Raw genomic sequence first — 22454 nt, forward strand, 5'->3', positions numbered from 1 at the left:
ACTTGTCGCCCTTCATCCACCGGGACGTTCTATCCGCCCGCAGTTTACAAAATTGTTAACAATTTTGAAACAACAAACGGCTCACGAATTGTCGCTTTCGCCAATAACCTCACAAACCACATGAGATTAACAGAAAAAAGCCGGCCGACTGGCCGGCTTTTCACTTACATCACCAGGCGGCGAATGTCGCTCAGCATGTTGTTGATGATGGTGATGAAACGCGCACCATCAGCACCGTCGATCACGCGGTGGTCGAAGGACAGAGAGATTGGCATCATCAGACGCGGCACGAACTCTTTGCCATTCCACACTGGCTCCATCGCGGACTTGGACACACCGAGGATAGCCACTTCCGGCGCGTTAACAATCGGTGCGAAGTGGGTGGTACCCAGGCCGCCGATGCTGGAGATAGTGAAGCAGCCGCCCTGCATTTCGCCGGCAGTCAGCTTACCATCACGCGCTTTTTTGGAGATGGTGGTCAGTTCACGGGACAGCTCAGTGATGCTCTTCTTGTTCACGTCTTTGAAGACCGGAACAACCAGACCATTTGGCGTATCAACCGCAACACCGATGTTGATGTATTTCTTCAGCGTCAGCTTCTGACCATCTTCGGACAGGGAGCTGTTGAACCGTGGCATCTGCTCCAGAGCCGCAGCAACCGCTTTCATGATGAAGACCACTGGGGTGAATTTCACGTCCAGTTTACGCTTCTCAGCTTCGGCGTTCTGCTGTTTACGGAACGCTTCCAGATCGGTGATATCGGTTTTGTCGAAGTGCGTAACGTGCGGGATCATTACCCAGTTACGGCTCAGGTTAGCACCAGAGATTTTCTGGATGCGGCCCAGTTCCACTTCTTCAATTTCGCCGAACTTGCTGAAGTCCACTTTCGGCCATGGCAGCATGCCCGGGATACCGCCGCCTGCGGCTGCAGCTGGTGCAGCTTCAGCGCGTTTCACCGCGTCTTTCACATAAGCCTGAACGTCTTCGCGCAGGATACGACCTTTACGGCCAGTCCCTTTCACTTTCGCCAGGTTCACGCCGAATTCGCGCGCCAGGCGACGAATCAGCGGGGTCGCGTGGACGTAAGCGTCGTTTTCAGCGAACTCAGATTTGCTTTCCGCTTTTGCAGCAGGTGCCGCTGGTTTAGCAGCCTGAGTCGGTGCAGCAGCCGGTGCTGGAGCAGCCGCGGCAGCCGGAGCTGCGGCAGGCGCAGCGCCTTCCACTTCGAAGACCATGATCAGAGAGCCGGTAGACACTTTGTCGCCGGTGCTGATTTTGATCTCTTTAACGGTACCCGCGAACGGCGCAGGCACTTCCATAGACGCTTTGTCGCCTTCAACGGTGATCAGTGACTGTTCAGCGGCAACTTTGTCGCCCACTTTCACCATCACTTCGGTCACTTCAACTTCGTCACCGCCGATGTCAGGAACGTTAACGTCTTTCACGCCGCCTGCTGCTGGTGCAGCCGCAGGAGCCGGAGCAGCAGCCTGAGCTGGCGCAGCGGCAGGTGCAGCACCCGCCACGTCGAAGATCATGATCAGAGAACCGGTAGACACTTTGTCACCGGTGTTGATCTTGATCTCTTTAACGGTGCCTGCGAACGGCGCCGGCACTTCCATAGACGCTTTATCGCCTTCTACGGTGATCAGAGACTGCTCAGCCGCAACGGTATCGCCCACTTTCACCAGGATTTCAGTGACTTCAACTTCGTCACCGCCGATGTCAGGCACGTTAACTTCTTTCGCTGCCGCGGCAGCTGCTGGAGCAGCGGCGGCCGGAGCTTCTTTCTTCTCTTCCTGCGCAGGTGCAGCAGCTGCTGCACCGTCGGCGGAATCGAAAATCATGATCAGTTTGCCAGTCTCGGTTTTATCGCCAACAGAGACTTTGATCTCTTTAACGATGCCAGCCTGAGGAGACGGGACTTCCATAGAGGCTTTGTCGCCTTCTACGGTGATCAGCGACTGTTCAGCTTCAACTTTGTCGCCAACTTTGACCAGGATCTCGGTGATTTCAACTTCATCAGCCCCGATGTCCGGTACATTGATTTCGATAGCCATTATTCTTTTACCTCTTACGCCAGACGCGGGTTAACTTTTTCTGCATCGATGTTGAATTTGGTAATTGCGTCCGCAACCACTTTCTTATCGATTTCGCCACGTTTAGCCAGTTCGCCCAGTGCTGCTACAACCACGTAAGAAGCATCAACTTCGAAGTGGTGACGCAGGTTTTCGCGGCTGTCAGAACGACCGAAGCCGTCAGTACCCAGTACGCGATAATCATCAGCTGGAACGTAAGTACGAACCTGCTCAGCGAACAGTTTCATATAGTCAGTAGACGCCACCGCTGGCGCGTCGTTCATCACCTGAGCGATGTACGGAACGCGTGGGGTTTCCATTGGGTGCAGCATGTTCCAGCGCTCACAATCCTGGCCATCACGCGCCAGTTCAGTGAAGGAGGTCACGCTGTATACGTCGGAACCCACACCGTAGTCTTTCGCCAGGATCTGCGCTGCTTCACGAACGTGACGCAGAATAGAACCGGAGCCCAGCAGCTGAACTTTACCTTTGCTACCTTCGAGGGTTTCGAGTTTGTAGATACCTTTACGGATACCTTCCTCGGCACCTGCTGGCATTGCCGGCATGTGGTAGTTTTCGTTCAGGGTGGTGATGTAGTAGTAAATGTTCTCTTGCGCTTCGCCGTACATGCGCTGCAGACCGTCATGCATGATGACTGCCACTTCGTACGCGTAAGACGGGTCGTAAGAGATACAGTTAGGGATAGTCAGAGACTGAATGTGGCTGTGGCCATCTTCGTGCTGCAGACCTTCACCGTTCAGGGTCGTACGACCGGAAGTACCACCAATCAGGAAGCCGCGAGCCTGCTGGTCGCCTGCCTGCCAGCACAGGTCACCGATACGCTGGAACCCGAACATGGAGTAGTAGATGTAGAACGGGATCATCGGCAGGTTGTTGGTGCTGTAGGAGGTCGCAGCAGCCAGCCAGGATGCGCCTGCGCCCAGCTCGTTGATACCTTCCTGCAGGATCTGACCTTTCTCGTCTTCTTTGTAGTAAGCAACCTGCTCACGGTCCTGCGGGGTGTACTGCTGGCCGTTCGGGCTGTAGATACCGATCTGACGGAACAGACCTTCCATACCGAAAGTACGCGCTTCGTCAGCGATGATTGGCACCAGACGATCTTTGATCGACTTGTTCTTCAGCATCACATTCAGGGCACGAACGAAAGCGATAGTGGTGGAGATCTCTTTGTTCTGCTCTTCCAGCAGCTGAGAGAAGTCTTCCAGCGCTGGCAGTTCCAGTTTCTCGGTGAAGTTAGGCTGACGAGCTGGCAGGTAGCCTTTCAGCGCCTGACGACGTTCGTGCAGGTACTTGTACTCTTCAGAACCTTCCGGGAAGGTGATGTAAGACAGGTTTTCTACCTGCTCATCGGTCACTGGCACGTTGAAACGGTCGCGGATGTAGCGCACGCCGTCCATGTTCATTTTCTTAACCTGGTGAGCGATGTTTTTACCTTCTGCGGTATCACCCATGCCGTAACCTTTGATGGTGTGGGCCAGGATTACAGTCGCTTTACCTTTGGTTTCGCGCGCTTTTTTCAGTGCAGCGTAGATTTTCTTCGGATCGTGACCACCACGGTTCAGCGCCCAGATCTGTTCATCAGTCCAGTCTGCAACCAGTGCGGCGGTTTCAGGATATTTGCCGAAGAAGTGCTCACGAACGTAGGCACCGTCTTTGGATTTGAAGGTCTGGTAGTCACCGTCAACGGTTTCGTTCATCAGCTGGATCAGTTTACCGCTGGTGTCTTTACGCAGCAGTTCGTCCCAACGGGAACCCCACATCACTTTGATAACGTTCCAGCCAGCACCAGCGAAGATGCCTTCCAGTTCGTTGATGATCTTGCCGTTACCGGTTACCGGACCATCCAGACGCTGCAGGTTACAGTTGATGATGAAGCACAGGTTATCCAGCTTCTCACGGGTAGCGATGGTGATCGCACCTTTAGACTCTGGCTCATCCATTTCGCCGTCGCCCAGGAAGGCGTAAACGGTTTGCTCAGAGGTATCTTTCAGACCACGGTGTTCCAGGTACTTCAGGAATTTCGCCTGATAGATCGCACCAATTGGGCCCAGACCCATGGATACGGTCGGGAACTGCCAGAATTCAGGCATCAGTTTAGGGTGCGGATAAGAAGACAGACCTTTACCGTGAACTTCCTGACGGAAGTTGTTCATCTGCTCTTCAGTCAGACGACCTTCCAGGAATGCACGTGCATAGATGCCCGGAGAGATGTGGCCCTGGAAGTACACCAGATCGCCGCCGTCTTTCTCGTTGGCTGCACGGAAGAAGTGGTTGAAGCACACTTCGTAAACGGTCGCAGAGGACTGGAAGGACGCCATGTGGCCACCCAATTCCAGATCTTTCTTGGACGCGCGCAGAACGGTCATGATGGCGTTCCAGCGGATGGCAGAACGGATACGGCGTTCCAGATCCAGATTGCCCGGGTATTCCGGTTCGTCTTCAACGGCAATCGTGTTTACGTAGTTGCTAGCCCCTGCACCTGAAGCAACCTTCACGCCGCCTTTGCGGGCTTCAGAAAGCAGCTGATCAATCAGATACTGAGCGCGCTCAACACCTTCTTCACGGATGACCGATTCGATCGCCTGTAGCCAGTCGCGAGTTTCGATCGGATCCACGTCATTTTGGAGACGTTCTGACATGGGGGTATTCCTTATCTATCTAATACGTTGATTTGTCTGGAACCTGTCCCATTGTATTTTCGTCAGAAAACACAATAAGACAGGTTCTGCGTTTAGTTGCCGCGCTCTAAAAGTACCTGGCGCTTAATCCTTTCGTTGCTGTATGCGGCGTAATGAACGTTCGCGACGCGATTGTTCTCGGCTGCGGTCCAGCAAGATTTCCTCAATGAAAGCCAGATGTCGGTGCGACGCTTCGCGCGCCTGCTCCGGTTCCCCGGCCATTATCGCCTCGAATACTCGGGTGCGATGGTTGCTTACCAGTGGGAGCATGTCCCGACGGGCATACAACAATTCAAAATTCTGACGAACGTTCTGGGCCAGCATCGGCTCCATGCAGCGTAGCAGATGGAGGAGCACCACGTTGTGTGCCGCTTCGGTGACGGCAATCTGATACTGGACGACGGCATTGGACTCGGCGTCTAAGTCGCCGGACTGCTGTGCCCGTTCAATGGCCTGATGCAGTTCGCGGATACGCACGCGATCTTCATCAGTGCTGCGAAGGGCGGCGTAATAGGCCGCGATACCTTCAAGCGCGTGACGGGTCTCAAGCAGATCAAACTGGGATTCTGGGTGGTCAGAGAGAAGTTCTACCAGCGGATCGCTGAAGCTCTGCCACAGGCTGTTTTGTACAAAGGTTCCGCCGCCCTGGCGACGAAGCAGCAAGCCCTTTGCTTCGAGGCGTTGAATTGCCTCACGCAGAGAGGGACGGGATACGTCGAACTGTTTAGCCAGCTCGCGTTCTGGCGGAAGTTTCTCACCCGGGCGCAGTGTCCCTTCGAGGATTAAAAACTCCAGCTGCTGCTCAATCACATCAGATAGTTTTGGTTGGCGAATTTTGCTGTAGGCCATATTCCCTGTCTTACGCCTTTTTGCCCGGAGTCAATTGGTCTTACCAATTTCAAGTTCGTATCGCTAAAGTAACAAAGTATTCACCTTCTGTCCATATTGGTTTTGATTGAAATCAGTAAACCCTGCACATTTTAACAACCTTACAGAAATAACGTTTCAGAAATGTAACTTTGCACAAAAGAGTTGATTACTACTAAAGAGGGAGTTTTAACCTTAATGAAACGAGGGTTTTTGCAATCTGAAGCGATTCAACAAGGCAAATAATGAAAATTCGCCCACTTTTGAGGCATTTCTATTCTATAGGTTGGGGTAGTGAGAATTAACGGTGCGATTTACAAATGCTTTCTTTTTATTCAACTCGTCATCAGCCCTTCATAAAGCAGGTGCATTCACAGGCGCTTACCACTATTCTTGCGCTTACGGAAGACATCTCCGCTTTTTTCGGTCTCATTAACCGTAAAGAAATAAATACAGAAAACGGATATTCATAATTACACACGCACAGCGTGAACATAACAACCACACACGAGGTTTCAAATGGAAGCTCAACAGCACGGCGATCAGCTAAAGCGCGGCCTTAAAAACCGCCATATTCAGCTCATCGCACTGGGTGGTGCTATCGGCACTGGCCTGTTTCTGGGAAGCGCATCCGTCATTCAGTCGGCCGGCCCGGGCATTATTCTGGGTTACGCTATCGCAGGTTTCATCGCGTTTCTGATCATGCGCCAGCTCGGTGAGATGGTCGTTGAAGAGCCGGTTGCAGGCTCTTTCAGCCACTTTGCCTACAAATACTGGGGCAGTTTTGCCGGTTTCGCCTCAGGCTGGAACTACTGGGTACTTTACGTTCTGGTGGCCATGGCAGAACTGACTGCCGTGGGGAAATACATTCAGTTCTGGTATCCCGAGATCCCAACCTGGGCTTCTGCGGCAGCGTTCTTCGTTATTATCAACACCATCAACCTGACCAACGTCAAAGTGTTCGGTGAGATGGAGTTCTGGTTTGCCATTATCAAAGTGATTGCCGTGGTGGCGATGATCATCTTTGGCGGCTGGCTGCTGTTCAGCGGCAACGGCGGTCCACAGGCCACAGTGCGTAACCTCTGGGAGCAAGGGGGATTCCTGCCTCACGGGATGACCGGCCTGGTGATGATGATGGCGATTATCATGTTCTCTTTCGGGGGGCTGGAGCTGGTGGGGATCACCGCCGCTGAAGCCGACAATCCGGAGCAGAGCATCCCAAAAGCCACTAACCAGGTTATCTACCGTATCCTGATTTTCTATGTGGGTTCGCTGGCCGTTCTGCTTTCGCTTCTGCCGTGGACGCGCGTCACGGCCGACACCAGCCCGTTCGTTCTGATCTTCCACGAACTGGGCGATACCTTTGTGGCGAATGCGCTTAATATCGTCGTGCTGACGGCAGCGCTTTCAGTATATAACAGCTGCGTATACTGCAACAGCCGTATGCTGTTCGGCCTGGCGCAGCAGGGTAACGCACCAAAAGCGCTGCTCAACGTCGATAAGCGCGGCGTGCCGGTCAATACCATCATTGTTTCGGCTATCGTGACGGCGCTTTGCGTGCTGATTAACTACATGGCACCTGAATCGGCGTTTGGTCTGCTGATGGCCCTGGTGGTCTCGGCCCTGGTGATTAACTGGGCAATGATCAGCCTGGCGCACATCAAGTTCCGCCGCGCGAAACAGCAGCAGGGCGTAACCACCCGCTTCCCTGCCCTGCTCTATCCGCTGGGCAACTGGGTTTGCCTGCTGTTTATGGCGGGTGTGCTGGTGATTATGCTGATCACCCCAGGCATGGCGATTTCCGTTTACCTGATCCCGGTCTGGATTGCGATCCTCGGCGTGGGTTATCTGGTTAAACAGAAAAACGGCAAAGCCGTAAAAGCACATTAATAGCCCTTCAGCTCAGCACTCGCTTCGCGGGTGCTGAGCGTTTGTTACCTTCCTCACAAATTCACCTCGTCAGCCGCTTTATCCATATCACCGCCCTGATACTGCAACGCATATATCGATTAGCCAGCAAATAATTCTCTCCATACCGTCACCCGGAGAGCAGTCAATGGATAACAATAAACTGTCAGTAAAAGAGAAGATCGGCTATGGGATGGGCGATGCAGGATGCAATATCATCTTCGGCGCCATCATGTTGTTTGTTAATTATTTTTATACCGACATTTTTGGTCTGGCACCTGCGCTGGTCGGCGTCTTGCTGCTGTCTGTGCGCGTCATTGATGCCGTTACGGACCCGATCATGGGGGCCATCGCGGACCGTACCCGCAGTAAGTATGGGCGGTTTCGTCCATGGCTATTGTGGATTGCGTTCCCTTATGCGCTGTTCAGTATCCTGATGTTCACCACCCCTGAGTGGAGCTATAACAGCAAAGTTATCTATGCCTTTGTGACCTACTTCCTGCTCTCGTTAACTTATACGGCCATCAACATTCCTTACTGCTCGCTGGGCGGCGTGATTACCAACGATCCAAAAGAGCGCGTGGCCTGCCAGTCCTATCGCTTTGTCATGGTCGGTATTGCCACGCTTTTGCTGTCGCTCACGCTCCTGCCGATGGCCGACTGGTTTGGTGGCGATAACAAAGCCAAAGGTTATCAGATGGCGATGACCGTGCTGGCGCTGATTGGCACCTGTATGTTCCTGTTCTGCTTCTCCACCGTGCGTGAGCGTGTGCGTCCGGCGGTACAGACCCATGATGAGCTGAAAAACGATCTGAAGGACGTGTGGAAAAACGACCAGTGGGTACGCATTTTGCTGCTGACCCTCTGCAACGTCTGCCCGGGCTTTATCCGCATGGCGGCCACCATGTATTACGTCACCTGGGTGATGAGCCAGAGCACCCACTTTGCCACCCTGTTTATCAGCCTGGGTGTGGTGGGCATGATGTTCGGCAGTATGCTGGCGAAAGTGCTGACCGACCGCTGGTGTAAGCTGAAAGTGTTCTTCTGGACCAACATCGTGCTGGCGATTTTCTCCTGCGCGTTCTATTTCTTCGACCCGAAAGCCACCGTCACCATCGTGGTGCTCTACTTCCTGCTTAACATTCTTCACCAGATCCCATCTCCGCTACACTGGTCGCTAATGGCCGATGTGGACGACTATGGCGAGTGGAAAACCGGTAAACGCATCACCGGGATCAGCTTCTCGGGCAATATCTTCTTCCTCAAGCTGGGGCTGGCGATTGCTGGCGCGATGGTGGGCTTCCTGCTCTCCTGGTATGGCTACGACGCCGGCGCGAAAGCACAAAGCGCGGATGCTATTAACGGGATCGTCCTGCTGTTTACGGTGATCCCGGGCGTGGGGTATTTGATCACTGCCGGCGTAGTGCGACTGCTGAAAGTGGATCGGGAAACCATGAAACAGATCCAGCTCGACCTGGAGAAACGCCGCGCCAATTACCGCGAACTGAACGCCTGGCAGGAAACGAGAGTCGAAACAAAAGAAGGAACGCCGCATGCATAACTGGCCTAACCCGTTTATTGAACAACGCGCCGACCCGTACATTCTGCGTCATGAAGGGCAATACTATTTTATCGCCTCCGTGCCGCAATACGACAGGCTGGCGATCCGCCGGGCAGCGTCGCTGGAAGGGCTGCGCAGTGCCGACGAGGTGGTCGTATGGCGCAAACCGCAGACCGGCCCAATGAGCCAGCTTATCTGGGCGCCGGAACTGCATCATATCGACGGCAAGTGGTACATCTATTTTGCCGCCGCGCACACCCAGGCGCTGGACGGTCTGGGCATGTTCCAGCACCGCATGTTTGTGCTGGAGTGTGCCGACCGCGACCCGCTAACCGGCACGTGGACTGAAAAAGGCCAGGTAAAAACGCCGTTCGACACCTTTGCGCTGGATGCCACCACGTTCGTGCATCAGGGGAAACGCTGGTATCTGTGGGCGCAAAAAGCCCCGGATATCTCCGGAAACTCCAACCTTTATTTATGTGAAATGGAGAACCCGTGGACGCTGAAAGGCGAGCCGGTGATGCTCAGTAAACCGGAATATGACTGGGAGTGCCGGGGCTTTTGGGTCAACGAAGGTCCGGCGGTGTTGTTCCACGGCGACAGGCTGTTTATCAGCTATTCCGCCAGCGCGACCGACGAGAACTACTGCATGGGGCTGCTCTGGACAGAGATCAATGCCGATCCGCAAAACCCAGCGAACTGGCACAAAGCCTCACGCCCGGTCTTCGTCACCAGCTACGAAAACCGCCAGTATGGGCCAGGCCATAACAGCTTTACCCAAACGCCGGAAGGAGAAGATGTGCTGGTGTATCACGCGCGAAATTACACCGAAATTGAAGGCGATCCGCTTTATGACCCCAATCGTCATACCCGCCTGAAGCTCGTCCGCTGGCACGAAAACGGGATGCCTGATTTTGGCATCCCGCCTGCTGATACACCGTAACCGCTACGGCGCGCGGGTTCAGACCAGCGTGCCGTAAATGGTCAGCAACGCCACAACAACGACCACCACAAACGACGTTTTCTTCGCCATCGAGACCGCCGCTTTCGGCGTTTCTATCTTGTCGGTATGCGGCTCACGCGCCAGAGAGAACTGCGCCAGGCGTGTGAGCACCTGGTACTGCGAGGTATGATGGTCGCCAAGCGACGCGAACCACGCCGGGAGCGCTTTCTCGCCGTGCCCAATAAGCGCGTAGACCACGCCCACCAGACGAACCGGAAGCCAGTCGAGCACGTGCAGGATCGCATCAATGCCGGAGAGCAAACGTTCATGCGGGGTGAGATAGCGGGCAAGCCAGGTCTGCCAGGCACGCAGGAATGCATATCCCATCAGCAGTACCGGCCCCCACGGGCCCCCCACCACAAACCAGAACAGCGGCGCCAGATAGTAGCGGAAGTTAATCCACAGCAGCGCGTTTTGCAGTTCACGCAGGAACTCGCGTTCATCACAATCCGGCGGCACGCCGTGAATCATCGTCAGCTCACTGGCCATGGCGCTACGTGCATGCGCATCATCACGGGAAGCGGCTTTCAGATAAGCGTGATAGTGCATACGCACTTTGCCTGCGCCAATGCACAACACGCCGAGCAGGATCCACACCACCAGTAGCGGCACGTTGAAAAAGAGGCCGTATAGTGAGCGCAGCAGCAAGAACGTAATCACCATCACGCCCGCGGTCATCAGCAGCGTACGCAGCATGGAAAAATGGTTAATCCGGCGGAAAAGCACCTCCAGCCGGTGATCCAGATGCCAGTGCTCACCGAGTTTGAACAAGCGTTCTGCGATGATGACCAGCAGCATGGTAAACAACGTCATGTTATCTCCTTATTCTGACGACGCGGTAAGCATGGCGCGAAACCGGGACCAGTCAAATGCAGGGCCAGGATCGGTTTTTCTCGCCGGGGCGATATCACAGTGTCCTGTCATGTTCTCTGCAATCTCAGGGTAAAGCCCGATCAGCGTTTGGGTGACATCCACCAACCGTTGGTACTGTGCATCGGTATAAGGGGTGGTGTCAGTGCCTTCCAGTTCAATCCCAATGGAAAAATCATTGCAACGCTCGCGCCCCTGATACATCGAGACACCCGCATGCCAGGCGCGCTTATCAAAAGGAACATACTGAACCACTTCGCCATCGCGACGGATCAGGCAGTGCGCCGATACGCGCAGATGCGCAATCTCAGCAAAGAAAGGATGGGCATCGGGATCTATCGTTCCCGTGAATAACGCATCGATCCACGGACCGCCAAACTCACCCGGCGGGAGACTAATGTTATGAACCACCAGCAGTGTGGGCTTTTCATCCTCCGGGCGGCCATCGTGGTGCGGCGAGGGTACACGCCGCGCATCCACCAGCCATCCGTCTTCTAACAACATGCTGGAACTCCTTATGTATGGTGCTGTTACTCGGTTCAGAGTAGCATGTTTCAATATTATGATTCGTTACCAATTTGGAGTTTTATCATGCCGCCTCGCCGCTACAACCCCGACCACCGACGTGAAGCGCTTCTGGAACGTATTAATATGGATATTCCGGCAAGCGTTGCCCATGCTTTGAAAGAAGATCTGGGCGGTGACGTCAGCGCGGACAACGATATTACCGCACAATTATTGCCGAAAGAGACGCGCTCACACGCCGTGATCATCACCCGTGAAGATGGCGTGTTTTGCGGCAAGCGCTGGGTTGAAGAGGTCTTTACTCAACTGGCTGGCGATGAAGTGCAAATCACCTGGCATGTTGAAGACGGTGACGCGATTATCGCAAACCAGCCGCTGTTTGAGCTTGAAGGCCCGTCACGCGTGTTGCTGACTGGCGAACGTACCGCCCTTAACTTCGTGCAGACCTTGTCTGGTGTGGCAAGCGAAGTGCGTCGTTACGTTAACCTGCTGGCCGGCACCCGCACGCAGCTGCTGGACACCCGTAAAACGCTGCCGGGTCTGCGCACGGCATTAAAGTACGCGGTGCTTTGTGGCGGGGGAGCCAACCACCGTCTGGGGTTGTCCGACGCCTTCCTGATTAAAGAGAACCACATTATTGCCTCTGGCTCCGTGCGTCAGGCGGTGGAGAAAGCCTTCTGGCTGCATCCGGATGTGCCGGTTGAAGTGGAAGTCGAAAACCTCGAAGAGCTGGAGCAGGCCATTAAGGCCGGCGCCGATATCATCATGCTCGATAACTTTGAAACAGCGCAGATGCGTGAGGCGGTGAAGCTCACCAACGGGCAGGCACAGCTGGAGGTGTCCGGCAACGTGACGTTCGAGACCATCCGCGAATTCGCCGAGACTGGCGTGGATTACATCTCCGTTGGCGCGCTGACCAAGCACATTCGCGCCCTCGACCTCTCCATGCGCTTCAAATAACGTCTATTCCCCTCTCACCCGGAGAGGGGAAATTTCAGCCTCACTCGCAAATTCACTGCTCTTCTTTGCAAGCCTGCGAGAAATCCCTGAAAGCCGCTTCACGTTCCTTTTTTTGTCCCTCGTCTACTTTTTTTGCCTCTGTCAGAGTTGTGCCACTTAACTCTGAGGAGCAGATATGGACAGACAACAAGGCTTTACGCTCATTGAGCTGATGGTCGTGATCGGCATTATTGCCATTTTGAGCGCCATCGGCATTCCCGCCTACCAGAACTACCTGCGAAAAGCGGCCCTGACCGACATGCTGCAAACGTTCGTGCCCTATCGTACGGCCATTGAGCTTTGTGCGCTGGAACATGGCGGCGTAACGAGCTGTGACGGCGGCAGTAACGGTATCCCTTCCCCCACGACAACACGGTATGTCTCTGGAATGAGCGTGACGCAGGGCGTCGTGTCGTTAACGGGCCAGGAGAGCCTTAACGGACTAGAGGTGGTAGTGACGCCGCAATGGAGCAGTGGCAACGGTATGACGGGCTGGAACCGTAGCTGCAATATCAGTAACGACGGCGCGCTCAAACAAGCCTGTGAAGACGTTTTCCGCTTCGACAGTCACTGACAGGAGTGAATAATGAATTCAGATCAACTCATCGCCCTGTGCCAGCGCCACCATGCCCTGCTACTCGCCAGCGACACCGACATGATCAGCATCGCCGTCGTGGGAAATCCCGGCGCTGAACTGATGGAAGCGCTGCGTTTCGCCACCCAAAAACGTATTGATATTGAATGCTGGACAGCGGAGCGCATGGAAAAACACCGGCAGTTAACCGCGCAATCACACCTCCCGGTTGTTTTAACGCCGCACAACACGGTGGATATTCTCAACCACACCCTGCAGCAGGCGATCAACCAGCGCGCATCTGACATTCATATCGAACCGATGGGGGATATCTGTCAGGTCCGCTTGCGTGTTGACGGTGTGCTTTGCCCGCTGCCCCCGCTTTCTGCAGCGGTGGCAAATACCCTCACCGCGCGCTTAAAAGTGCTGGGCCAACTGGATATTGCGGAGCGCCGTTTACCGCAGGATGGTCAATTTACAATTGAACTGGCAAGCGAGCCGGTCTCTTTTCGCATCGCCACGCTTCCCTGCAGCGGCGGAGAGAAAATTGTGCTGCGCCTGCTGCATCAGGTGCATCAGGCGCTGGAACCCGAAAAACTGGGAATGAGCCCAGAACAACTGGCCCGCTTTAATGAGATCCTCCGTCAACCGCAGGGGCTGATTTTAGTCACGGGCCCCACCGGTAGCGGAAAAACGGTGACGCTCTATAGCGCCTTGCAGGCGCGTAATACCCCTGACGTCAACATCTGCAGCGTGGAAGATCCTATTGAGATCCCGCTGGCGGGGCTGAACCAAACGCAGATCAATCCCCGTGCGGGGTTAACCTTTCAGAGCGTCCTGCGGGCGCTTCTGCGCCAGGATCCGGACATCATTATGGTAGGCGAGATCCGCGATGGTGAAACGGCAGAAATTGCCATTAACGCCGCGCAGACCGGGCATCTGGTGCTGTCGACGCTGCACACCAACTCCACGACGGAAACCTTAATTCGCCTGCAGCAGATGGGGGTCGCACGCTGGATGATCTCCTCTGCACTTTCGCTGGTGATTGCCCAGCGGCTGGTGCGTCGTCTGTGCCCTCACTGTCGGCAGGAAGCCAACAGCTGCGCAGAATTACCGCGCACCGTATGGCCCCGACCGCTTCCTCGCTGGCAACCTGGCGGCTGCGATCGCTGCTATCACGGCTTTTATGGTCGCGTCGCCATTTTTGAAGTCCTCGCCATTGACACCACGCTCCGGCAGGCCATCGCCAGTGGTGCCTCGATAGAGGTCATCAAAGCCAGCGCCCGTCAGGCGGGAATGACATCGTTATTTGAGCAGGGTTGTCTGGCCGTTGAGCAAGGGCTGACCACGCTGGAAGAGTTGCTGCGCGTGCTGGGAATGCCTAATGAGTGTTAATCATCTCTGGCGCTGGCGGGCGCTGTCCAGTGAAGGCGAATCTCTGTGTGGGGTACTGTGGGCGCTAGATCGCGAAACGGCCTTCGTCAGGCTGATGCGTAAAGAGTTACACCCACTTTCGCTCACCCGATGCTCGCTGACGCACCGCTGGCGACCCCATCATTGCTATGAGCTGTTTCGCCAGCTTGCCACACTGTTGCAGGCTGGCCTGACGTTATCGCAAAGTCTGCAAATGCTGGCCGATCAACATCCTGTCAAACACTGGCAGGCGCTGCTGGAAAACATGAATGATGATCTGAGCGAGGGATGTGCCTTTTCAGAGGCGCTGAAGCGATGGCCTGCGGTATTTAGCCCGCTGTATGTCTCGATGGTAAAAACAGGGGAGCTAACGGGGAAACTGGAAACGTGCTGCCGCCAGCTCGCTCAGCAGCAACAATCCCAGCAGCAACTCACAGCGAAAGTGAAGAAGGCGTTGCGCTATCCGACGATCATCCTGGCGCTGGCCGTTCTTGTCGTTCTGGCCATGGTCACCCTGGTCTTGCCGGAGTTCGCGGCCATCTACAAAACGTTTAATACTCCCCTGCCGCTGCTGACACAGATGGTCATGGGCCTCTCGGCGTTTATCCAGACATACGCCATCGCCCTGTTCATGCTGCTGCTTATTCCCGTGGCCATCGCCTGGGCGCTACGACAGGATCCGCGCTGGCAGCGCATCCTGATGCATATTCCCGTGACGGGAAGGCTGGCGAGAGGGCAAAAACTGGGGCAGATCTTTACCGTACTGTCACTCACGCAGCAGGCAGGCATCCCCTTTTTACAGGGATTACAGAGCGCGGAAGAGACCGTTGATAGCCGCTACTGGCAAGACATACTGCGCAGCGTTCGTGAGGACATTGAAAAAGGCATTACCGTCTGGTCGTCATTTCAGAAAGCGGCGGTCTTTACCCCGCTGTGCATTCAACTCATCCGAACCGGAGAGGTCTCAGGGGCACTCGACATTATGCTGGAAAACCTTGCCCGCCATCATACGGAGCAAACTTTTCAGCTGGCAGATAATCTGGCTGCCCTTCTGGAGCCGGCGCTACTGATTGTAACGGGGGTGATTATCGGTACGCTGGTGGTGGCGATGTATCTGCCCATTTTCCATCTTGGGGATGCAATGAGCGCGGGATAACGCTGGCGTACGGACATACGCCAGCGGAAACATTACAGGCTATTGAATACGCGGTTTTCCTGTTCCTGAACGCGGATAAACGTCGTTCGTTTTGTCAGCTCTTTCAGACGGGATGCCCCAACGTAGGTGCATGCGGAACGCAGGCCACCCAGGATGTCACGAGCCGTGTTTTCAACCGGGCCACGCAGGGGCAGCTTCACGGTTTTGCCTTCGGCGGCACGGTATTTTGCCACGCCGCCCACGTGACGGGTCATTGCCGATTCAGAGCTCATGCCGTAGAACAGCATGAACTTCTCGCCGTTCTCTTCAACCACGGTACCGCCGCTCTCTTCATGGCCCGCCAGCATACCGCCGAGCATCACGAAGTCCGCGCCGCCGCCAAAGGCTTTCGCGACATCACCCGGCATGGTGCAACCGCCGTCGCTGATGATCTGGCCGCCCAGACCATGCGCAGCATCTGCACACTCAATGACCGCGGAAAGTTGAGGATAACCCACGCCGGTCTTCACACGCGTGGTACACACGGAACCCGGACCAATCCCGACTTTCACGATATCAGCACCGGAAAGGATCAGCTCTTCACACATTTCCCCCGTCACCACGTTGCCCGCAATGATGGTTTTGGTGGGCCAGGCCTCACGTGCCTTGCTGACAAACTGCACGAAGTGCTCGGAGTAACCATTTGCCACATCAATACAGACAAAATTGAGCGCCGGATTAGCGTTGAGAATCTGTTTGGTCTTCTCGAAATCGGCATCGGAGGTACCGGTGGAAACCATGACATGCTTCACCACATCATCGGATGCAGAGGCGATAAAGGCATTCCACTCTTCCGGGGTGTAGTGCTTATGCACAGCGGTGAGGATATCGAATTTCGCCAGCGCGGTTGCCATCTCGAAGGTTCCCACCGTATCCATATTGGCTGCGATAATCGGCACGCCAGACCAGGTCTGACCGGAATGTTTAAAGGTGAATTGACGTTCGAGTTCAACGTCTGAGCGACTTTTCAGTGTAGAGCGTTTAGGGCGGATAAGAACGTCTTTGAAACCTAACTTCAGATCTTCTTCGATACGCATGTGCGGATTCCTGGGGTTAGAGGCAAATATGTTAAAAGCACAACTCCAGTGACGTTATCATACGCACTAATACCTGCTCCGCAAGACTGCGAAATTCTCTTTTTTTACGCTACAATCCTATAAATTTACCTGGTAAAAAGCCGGTAAAGAGAGCCAAACAGTGGCTGGCGCACGTTTGAATTTTAACCAACTGATTTTAATAATGAATAATTCCCAGGATTTGATTTAATGGGGTATATCGTCGCATTAACCGGCGGCATCGGTAGCGGGAAAAGTACCGTTGCGGACGCATTTTCTCGTCTGGGTATCACCATAATCGATGCCGATATTATTGCCCGTCAGGTGGTAGAGCCAGATACACCCGCACTAAACGCCATTCAGGCACATTTTGGTCAGGCAATTATCAATGCGGATGGCACGCTAAACCGTCGTAAGCTTCGCGAATGCATTTTTTCTGATTCTTCAGAAAAGGCCTGGCTTAATGCTCTGCTCCACCCCATTATCCACCAGGAAACCCAGCGTCAGATTGCCGCAGCCCGCTCACCGTATGTTCTGTGGGTGGTTCCGCTGCTGGTAGAGAATCAACTGCACAATAAAGCGGACCGGGTACTGGTCATTGATGTCTCACCCGAAACGCAAATCCAGCGCACCGTGGCGCGCGACCATGTCTCGCGCGAACAGGCTGAACAAATTCTTGCCGCTCAGGCCACGCGCGCTCAGCGCCTTGCCGTTGCGGATGATGTTATTGATAATAACGGCGCACCAGATGCCATTGCATCGGATGTTGCCCGCCTGCACGCGCAGTATCTGACGTATGCCGCGCAGGCCGTTGCACAGGAAAAACCATAATGTCGACCCACATCCTTTTTGAGCATCCGCTCAACGAAAAAATGCGTACCTGGCTGCGTATCGAATTTCTGATTCAACAACTCTCACAACATTTGCCCATCAACGATCACGCGGCGGCGCTGCACTTCTTCCGCAATGTGGGCGATCTTCTGGATGTGATTGAGCGGGGCGACGTCCGCACAGAGCTCCTGAAAGAGCTGGAGCGCCAGCAGCGTAAATTACAGGCCTGGGCCGAAGTCCCGGGCGTTGACCAGAGCCGCATTGATTCACTCCGTCAGCAGCTTAAAAACAGCAGCAGTACGCTGATGGCCGCTCCCCGCGTCGGGCAGTTTTTACGCGAAGACCGCTTAATCGGGCTGGTGCGCCAGCGCCTGAGTATCCCGGGCGGCTGCTGCAGCTTTGACCTGCCGACACTGCATATGTGGTTGCATATGCCGCAGGTTCAGCGTGATGCACAGGTGAAAAGCTGGCTGGACAGCCTGGAGCCGATGCATCAGACGTTATCCCTGATCCTCGATCTCATCCGTAACTCGGCGCCATTCCGCAAGCAAACCAGCCTGAACGGTTTCTATCAGGACAACGGTGATGATGCGGATCTGCTGCGTCTGAACCTCTCTCTGGGTGAACAGCTTTACCCGCAAATCTCCGGGCATAAGAGTCGTTTTGCGATTCGCTTTATGCCGCTGGATAGTGAAAATGGCACCGTGCCGGAACGCCTCGATTTTGAACTGGCCTGTTGTTAAGGAGTGCCTATGTCTGATGTCACCACCGTAAACTGCCCAACCTGTGGCAAAACTGTTGTCTGGGGAGAGGTAAGTCCGTTTCGCCCATTCTGCTGTAAGCGCTGTCAGTTAATTGACCTGGGCGAATGGGCGGCGGAGGAGAAACGCATTCCAAGTGAAGGCGATCTCTCGGATAGCGATGACTGGAGCGAGAACCAGCAGTAAAGTTCAAAGCCTGCTGGCGTTTCGCTTCGCAGGCCTACTGGTTGCCCGTTAGACGGGATATGACGGGCGCATTTGCCGGAGGAAATTTTTCGGCATCACTCGCGTGAAGCGAAACCCAGCCACCCGGTTGCCCCTCTTTCCCCCAGGGTTCCCCCTCCCAGCTTTCCACAAGCCAGAACCACAGCGTGATGTGACGATCCGGAAACTGGTATTCCAGCTTATCAAACAGCGTTGCGCCAATCGGAGTAATGCCGACCTCTTCCTGCAGCTCACGTACCAGCGCCTGCTCTGGCGTTTCACCGGACTCGATTTTCCCGCCGGGAAATTCCCACTTGTTTGCCATGTGGGCGTCAGCGGCGCGTTGCGTAATAAAGATTTGGTTTTGCGGGTTGCGAATAATCCCGACGGCAATTTGCAGTATTTTCATATTGTCACTTCCATAAAAAAGGCGCAGATTTCTGCGCCTTTTCGTTTTTTATGAACTTAGCTCAGACGGCCGTGGCACGCCTTATATTTTTTACCGGAACCGCATGGGCACGGATCGTTACGCCCCACTTTGCGATCGCCGGTCTGCGCGGCAATCGCCGCTGCGGCTTCGCTATCGTCAGTCTGATGGCTGAGCTGCTGCATCTGTGCCAGACGCTCAGCTTCCTCACGACGCTGCTGCTCCATCGCTTCCACTTCTTCCGGCATACGCACCTGCACTTTGCTCAGGGTGCTGATAACTTCATATTTCAGCGATTCCAGCATGGAGGCAAACATAGAGAAGGATTCGCGCTTGTACTCCTGCTTAGGATCTTTCTGCGCATAGCCACGCAGGTGGATCCCCTGACGCAGGTAGTCCATCGCCGCCAGGTGCTCTTTCCACAGTGAGTCCAGCGTCTGCAGCATCACTCCTTTTTCGAAGTGACGCATCATCTCTGCGCCCACAACCTCTTCCTTACGCTTATATACCTCCAGCGCGGTTTCGTAGATACGTTCGCGCAGGGTCTCTTCGTGCAGCTCAGGCTCTTTATCCAGCCACTCTTTGATTGGCAGGTCGAGGTCGAAATCGTTTTTCAGGCGCTCCTGAAGGCCTTCGATATCCCACATCTCTTCCAGAGACTGAGGCGGAATGTGCGCATCGATAGTCGCTTTGAACACATCTTCACGAATGCTGTTGATGGTTTCGCTCACGTCGGATACGTCCAGCAGTTCGTTACGCTGGGTATAGATAGCACGACGCTGATCGTTGGCGACGTCGTCATATTCCAGCAACTGCTTACGAATATCGAAGTTGCGGCTTTCCACTTTACGCTGCGCGTTGGCAATCGCTTTGGTCACCCATGGGTGCTCAATGGCTTCACCAGGTTTCATCCCCAGCTTACGCATCATGCCGGAAACACGGTCAGAGGCGAAGATACGCATCAGGGCATCTTCCATCGACAGATAGAAGCGGGAAGAACCGGCATCACCCTGACGACCTGCACGACCACGCAGCTGGTTATCGATGCGACGTGATTCGTGACGCTCAGTACCAATGATGTGCAGACCACCAGATGCCAGAACCGCGTCATGACGCACCTGCCAGTCGGCTTTGATCTGCGCAATCTGTTCCGGCGTTGGGTTTTCCAGCTCAGCCACTTCAGCCTGCCAGCTACCGCCCAGCATAATATCGGTACCACGACCCGCCATGTTGGTGGCGATGGTCACGGCCGCCGGATAACCCGCCTGCGCAACGATATCTGCTTCTTTGGCGTGGAATTTGGCATTCAATACGTTGTGCTTGATACCCGCTTTGGTCAGCTCATTAGACACCACCTCGGATTTCTCGATGGAGATGGTCCCCACCAACACCGGCTGGCCTTTAGCAGTACGTTCGCGAATATCTTCGATGATTGCCTGAATTTTTTCCGCTTCGGTCATGTATACCAGGTCCGGCATGTCCTTACGGATCATTGGACGGTTGGTTGGAACAACAACGGTATCCAGTTTGTAGATGGAGCTGAATTCAAACGCTTCGGTATCTGCTGTACCGGTCATCCCTGCCAGCTTCTCGTACAGGCGGAAGTAGTTCTGGAAGGTGATTGACGCCAGCGTCTGGTTTTCGTTTTGAATATCCACGCCTTCTTTGGCTTCAACGGCCTGGTGCAGACCGTCAGACCAGCGACGACCCTGCATGGTACGGCCGGTGTGCTCATCAACGATGATGACTTCGCCGTCTTTGACGATGTAGTCGACGTCACGAGTGAACAGCGCATGAGCGCGCAGTGCGGCAGTCACGTGGTGCATCAGCATGATGTTGCTCGGGGAGTAGAGAGACTCGCCCTCTTCCATGATGCCTTCAGCCACTAACAGCTCTTCAATTTTAACCAGACCGCGTTCGGTCAGGTTCACCTGGCGCGCTTTTTCATCGACGGAGAAGTGACCTTCGCCCTGGAAGGTATCGGAGTCTTCTTTCTCCTGACGTAGCAGGTGCGGAATGATTTTGTCGACTTTACGGTACATATCAGAGCTGTCTTCGGCCGGGCCGGAGATGATCAGCGGGGTACGCGCTTCATCGATCAGGATGGAGTCCACCTCATCCACCAGCGCATAGTGCAGTTTACGCTGCACGCGTTCTTCAGGGCTGAACGCCATATTGTCACGCAGGTAGTCGAAGCCATATTCGTTGTTGGTACCGTAGGTGATATCGGCGTTATACGCTTCGCGCTTGGCAGGCGCAGGAAGGCCGGACATGTTGATGCCGACGGTCATCCCCAGGAATTCGAACAATGGACGGTTATTTTCGGCGTCACGCTGTGCCAGATAGTCGTTGACGGTCACGACGTGCACGCCTTTACCGGTCAGTGCGTTCAGGTACGCAGGCAGCGTTGCAGTCAGGGTTTTACCTTCACCGGTACGCATTTCCGCGATGCAGCGTTCGTTAAGCACCATACCGCCCAGCAGCTGTACGTCAAAGTGACGCATGCCGAATACACGTTTACTCGCTTCACGCACAACCGCGAAGGCTTCCGGAATCAGGCTTTCTAAGGTTTCGCCTTTTTCCAGGCGTGCGCGGAATTCTGCGGTTTTCGCTTTCAGCTCGTCATCAGACAGCTTTTCCATCGCCGGTTCCATACCGTTGATGACAGCGACAGCTTTGCGCATACGGCGCAGGGTACGATCGTTACGACTACCAAAAACTTTGGTTAATAATTTGATTAGCATAATAAATTCTCAAACGCCCCATACTGGGCAGATAAATTAAGGTATTGAAAAAGGTTAATTTAACTGAGGCGTTGTGGCCCGGCGCGGATACCGTGAACCTGGCTTATCCACGTCGAGACAGAGAAAGTGGCGGGTGAAACCACGGCGGATTGTGCTGTCTGCTGAACGGTAACAGCAGGCTGGCTGTCCTGAGTCAACAGCGCGTTGAGCGTATCCAGCAGCGCAAGGTGTTGCGCCTGCACCGGTAGCGTCTCTTCAGCAACCGGTATGGCCTGCGGGGCCATTGCAAATGACAGATGGCGGATAACCGTGCGGATGGCGTGCTGCTGCCAGTAATCTACCGAAAAGTTAGGACGGCGGCTGGCTTCAAGCCACGCAAGATTGGTGAAATTAACGCGCGCGGTGAGATCGTGTTTGGTGGTTGACGTCTTTGCCGGTGTGGCAGCTTCAGCGCTGTTGCTGAGCGCAGGCAAGCCGAAACTCGCCGCGACCATCCCTAATAAGAGATGCGGCCAGAAGTAACGTCTGCCAAATTGTCGCCAGCGCGTCAGAATTCCGCTCACTTGCTCCACCACATAAGCCCGTCTTAAACAGGCTGATTTCAGTTATTCTTTTAAGCGCCCAGATATTACCACTAAAGCCAATACACAGCAGCAGGAATGACGTACTGCAGCGGGGAAAAACGGTCAAGAATGCAGCTAACGCACAGATTTTCTACGCCTGCCAAGCGAAAGGAGAAACTG

Annotated in this window: 19 protein-coding genes; 10 read left to right on the forward strand and 9 right to left on the reverse strand. The window is 54.5% G+C overall.

Going from position 1 to position 22454, the window contains the following annotated elements:
• Positions 1 to 164: 164 nt before the first annotated feature.
• The 3 genes from aceF to pdhR all read right to left on the reverse strand — a co-directional run bounded on the left by aceF (position 165) and on the right by pdhR (position 5623).
• Positions 165 to 2057 (reverse strand): pyruvate dehydrogenase complex dihydrolipoyllysine-residue acetyltransferase, encoded by a 1893-nt coding sequence (aceF, locus tag NQ842_RS20290; RefSeq protein WP_257256254.1) that lies wholly within the window; start codon positions 2055 to 2057, stop codon positions 165 to 167.
• Positions 2058 to 2071: 14 nt separating this feature from the next.
• Positions 2072 to 4735 carry a pyruvate dehydrogenase (acetyl-transferring), homodimeric type gene (gene aceE, locus NQ842_RS20295; RefSeq protein WP_063412581.1) on the reverse strand — a complete coding sequence of 888 codons (2664 nt, stop codon included), beginning with the start codon at positions 4733 to 4735 and terminating at the stop codon, positions 2072 to 2074.
• Positions 4736 to 4858: 123 nt separating this feature from the next.
• A complete protein-coding gene (gene pdhR, locus NQ842_RS20300) occupies positions 4859 to 5623 on the reverse strand; it encodes a pyruvate dehydrogenase complex transcriptional repressor PdhR (protein ID WP_013095596.1) in 765 nt (254 codons plus the stop codon).
• 537 nt (positions 5624 to 6160) lie between these two features.
• Here pdhR and aroP point away from each other — a divergent pair.
• The 3 genes from aroP to NQ842_RS20315 all read left to right on the forward strand — a co-directional run bounded on the left by aroP (position 6161) and on the right by NQ842_RS20315 (position 10053).
• A complete protein-coding gene (gene aroP / locus NQ842_RS20305; protein WP_257256255.1) occupies positions 6161 to 7531 on the forward strand; it encodes an aromatic amino acid transporter AroP in 1371 nt (456 codons plus the stop codon).
• Positions 7532 to 7697: 166 nt separating this feature from the next.
• Positions 7698 to 9110: a glycoside-pentoside-hexuronide (GPH):cation symporter gene (locus NQ842_RS20310; protein ID WP_257256256.1), complete on the forward strand. Its 1413-nt coding sequence runs from the start codon at positions 7698 to 7700 to the stop codon at positions 9108 to 9110.
• Positions 9103 to 10053 (forward strand): family 43 glycosylhydrolase, encoded by a 951-nt coding sequence (locus NQ842_RS20315; protein WP_014830664.1) that lies wholly within the window; start codon positions 9103 to 9105, stop codon positions 10051 to 10053. Before NQ842_RS20310 ends, NQ842_RS20315 begins: the two co-directional genes overlap by 8 nt.
• 18 nt (positions 10054 to 10071) lie before the next feature.
• On the opposite strand, the gene ampE is transcribed toward NQ842_RS20315, so the two are convergent.
• Together ampE and ampD are read right to left on the reverse strand one after the other, a co-directional pair.
• Entirely contained in the window at positions 10072 to 10926 is an 855-nt protein-coding gene (gene ampE, locus NQ842_RS20320; protein ID WP_257256257.1) for a beta-lactamase regulator AmpE, read from the reverse strand.
• A gap of 9 nt (positions 10927 to 10935) precedes the next feature.
• Positions 10936 to 11487 carry a 1,6-anhydro-N-acetylmuramyl-L-alanine amidase AmpD gene (gene ampD, locus NQ842_RS20325; protein ID WP_257256258.1) on the reverse strand — a complete coding sequence of 184 codons (552 nt, stop codon included), beginning with the start codon at positions 11485 to 11487 and terminating at the stop codon, positions 10936 to 10938.
• An 87-nt stretch (positions 11488 to 11574) separates the two neighbouring features.
• On the opposite strand from ampD, the gene nadC reads away from it, so the two are divergent.
• The 4 genes from nadC to hofC all read left to right on the forward strand — a co-directional run bounded on the left by nadC (position 11575) and on the right by hofC (position 15650).
• Positions 11575 to 12468 (forward strand): carboxylating nicotinate-nucleotide diphosphorylase, encoded by an 894-nt coding sequence (gene nadC, locus NQ842_RS20330; RefSeq protein ID WP_257256259.1) that lies wholly within the window; start codon positions 11575 to 11577, stop codon positions 12466 to 12468.
• Positions 12469 to 12643: 175 nt separating this feature from the next.
• The gene (gene ppdD / locus NQ842_RS20335; RefSeq protein ID WP_046889323.1) at positions 12644 to 13081 is read left to right on the forward strand and encodes a prepilin peptidase-dependent pilin; all 438 of its coding nucleotides are present in this window, start codon (positions 12644 to 12646) and stop codon (positions 13079 to 13081) included.
• A gap of 12 nt (positions 13082 to 13093) precedes the next feature.
• On the forward strand, positions 13094 to 14476 hold the full coding sequence (gspE, locus tag NQ842_RS20340; RefSeq protein WP_083021517.1) for a type II secretion system protein GspE: 1383 nt from the start codon (positions 13094 to 13096) through the stop codon (positions 14474 to 14476).
• The gene (gene hofC / locus NQ842_RS20345) at positions 14466 to 15650 is read left to right on the forward strand and encodes a protein transport protein HofC (RefSeq protein ID WP_257256260.1); all 1185 of its coding nucleotides are present in this window, start codon (positions 14466 to 14468) and stop codon (positions 15648 to 15650) included. The genes gspE and hofC overlap by 11 nt, the downstream gene beginning before the upstream one ends.
• Before the next feature lie 32 nt (positions 15651 to 15682).
• On the opposite strand, the gene NQ842_RS20350 is transcribed toward hofC, so the two are convergent.
• Positions 15683 to 16726, reverse strand: a complete 1044-nt coding sequence (locus NQ842_RS20350) for a GMP reductase (RefSeq protein WP_046889326.1) — start codon at positions 16724 to 16726, stop codon at positions 15683 to 15685.
• A 228-nt stretch (positions 16727 to 16954) separates the two neighbouring features.
• Between NQ842_RS20350 and coaE the strand changes: the two genes are divergently transcribed.
• From coaE to yacG, 3 genes are read left to right on the forward strand one after another with little or no spacing between them, the layout of a single operon-like run.
• Complete coding sequence (gene coaE / locus NQ842_RS20355; protein WP_063412586.1) at positions 16955 to 17575, forward strand: dephospho-CoA kinase; 621 nt, start codon at positions 16955 to 16957, stop codon at positions 17573 to 17575.
• Positions 17575 to 18318, forward strand: coding sequence for a cell division protein ZapD (zapD, locus tag NQ842_RS20360; RefSeq protein WP_014830655.1), 744 nt, complete (start codon positions 17575 to 17577; stop codon positions 18316 to 18318). Before coaE ends, zapD begins: the two co-directional genes overlap by 1 nt.
• 9 nt (positions 18319 to 18327) lie before the next feature.
• Positions 18328 to 18522: a DNA gyrase inhibitor YacG gene (gene yacG, locus NQ842_RS20365; RefSeq protein ID WP_003856332.1), complete on the forward strand. Its 195-nt coding sequence runs from the start codon at positions 18328 to 18330 to the stop codon at positions 18520 to 18522.
• A gap of 34 nt (positions 18523 to 18556) precedes the next feature.
• Here the strand turns inward: yacG and mutT are convergent, their stop codons facing one another.
• The 3 genes from mutT to secM are packed head-to-tail and all read right to left on the reverse strand — an operon-like array spanning position 18557 to position 22274.
• Positions 18557 to 18949: an 8-oxo-dGTP diphosphatase MutT gene (gene mutT / locus NQ842_RS20370; RefSeq protein WP_014830654.1), complete on the reverse strand. Its 393-nt coding sequence runs from the start codon at positions 18947 to 18949 to the stop codon at positions 18557 to 18559.
• Positions 18950 to 19005: 56 nt separating this feature from the next.
• Positions 19006 to 21711 (reverse strand): preprotein translocase subunit SecA, encoded by a 2706-nt coding sequence (gene secA, locus NQ842_RS20375; RefSeq protein ID WP_013095581.1) that lies wholly within the window; start codon positions 21709 to 21711, stop codon positions 19006 to 19008.
• A gap of 59 nt (positions 21712 to 21770) precedes the next feature.
• Positions 21771 to 22274, reverse strand: coding sequence for a secA translation cis-regulator SecM (gene secM, locus NQ842_RS20380; protein WP_072094895.1), 504 nt, complete (start codon positions 22272 to 22274; stop codon positions 21771 to 21773).
• Positions 22275 to 22454 lie beyond the last annotated feature (180 nt).

It is taken from the genome of Enterobacter cloacae complex sp. R_G8, assembly GCF_024599795.1.
In the GTDB taxonomy this organism is placed as follows: domain Bacteria; phylum Pseudomonadota; class Gammaproteobacteria; order Enterobacterales; family Enterobacteriaceae; genus Enterobacter; species Enterobacter dissolvens.

Excerpts from the sequence above, each read along its gene's own strand:
- aceE (WP_063412581.1), bottom strand. The coding sequence starts at position 4,735 with ATGTCAGAACGTCTCCAAAATGACGTGGATCCGATCGAAACTCGCGAC.
- yacG (WP_003856332.1), top strand. The coding sequence starts at position 18,328 with ATGTCTGATGTCACCACCGTAAACTGCCCAACCTGTGGCAAAACTGTT.
- secA (WP_013095581.1), bottom strand. The coding sequence starts at position 21,711 with ATGCTAATCAAATTATTAACCAAAGTTTTTGGTAGTCGTAACGATCGT.
- NQ842_RS20315 (WP_014830664.1), top strand. The coding sequence starts at position 9,103 with ATGCATAACTGGCCTAACCCGTTTATTGAACAACGCGCCGACCCGTAC.
- gspE (WP_083021517.1), top strand. The coding sequence starts at position 13,094 with ATGAATTCAGATCAACTCATCGCCCTGTGCCAGCGCCACCATGCCCTG.
- hofC (WP_257256260.1), top strand. The coding sequence starts at position 14,466 with ATGAGTGTTAATCATCTCTGGCGCTGGCGGGCGCTGTCCAGTGAAGGC.
- pdhR (WP_013095596.1), bottom strand. The coding sequence starts at position 5,623 with ATGGCCTACAGCAAAATTCGCCAACCAAAACTATCTGATGTGATTGAG.
- zapD (WP_014830655.1), top strand. The coding sequence starts at position 17,575 with ATGTCGACCCACATCCTTTTTGAGCATCCGCTCAACGAAAAAATGCGT.
- NQ842_RS20310 (WP_257256256.1), top strand. The coding sequence starts at position 7,698 with ATGGATAACAATAAACTGTCAGTAAAAGAGAAGATCGGCTATGGGATG.
- ppdD (WP_046889323.1), top strand. The coding sequence starts at position 12,644 with ATGGACAGACAACAAGGCTTTACGCTCATTGAGCTGATGGTCGTGATC.
- coaE (WP_063412586.1), top strand. The coding sequence starts at position 16,955 with ATGGGGTATATCGTCGCATTAACCGGCGGCATCGGTAGCGGGAAAAGT.
- NQ842_RS20350 (WP_046889326.1), bottom strand. The coding sequence starts at position 16,726 with ATGCGTATCGAAGAAGATCTGAAGTTAGGTTTCAAAGACGTTCTTATC.
- nadC (WP_257256259.1), top strand. The coding sequence starts at position 11,575 with ATGCCGCCTCGCCGCTACAACCCCGACCACCGACGTGAAGCGCTTCTG.
- ampD (WP_257256258.1), bottom strand. The coding sequence starts at position 11,487 with ATGTTGTTAGAAGACGGATGGCTGGTGGATGCGCGGCGTGTACCCTCG.
- aceF (WP_257256254.1), bottom strand. The coding sequence starts at position 2,057 with ATGGCTATCGAAATCAATGTACCGGACATCGGGGCTGATGAAGTTGAA.
- ampE (WP_257256257.1), bottom strand. The coding sequence starts at position 10,926 with ATGACGTTGTTTACCATGCTGCTGGTCATCATCGCAGAACGCTTGTTC.
- mutT (WP_014830654.1), bottom strand. The coding sequence starts at position 18,949 with ATGAAAATACTGCAAATTGCCGTCGGGATTATTCGCAACCCGCAAAAC.
- aroP (WP_257256255.1), top strand. The coding sequence starts at position 6,161 with ATGGAAGCTCAACAGCACGGCGATCAGCTAAAGCGCGGCCTTAAAAAC.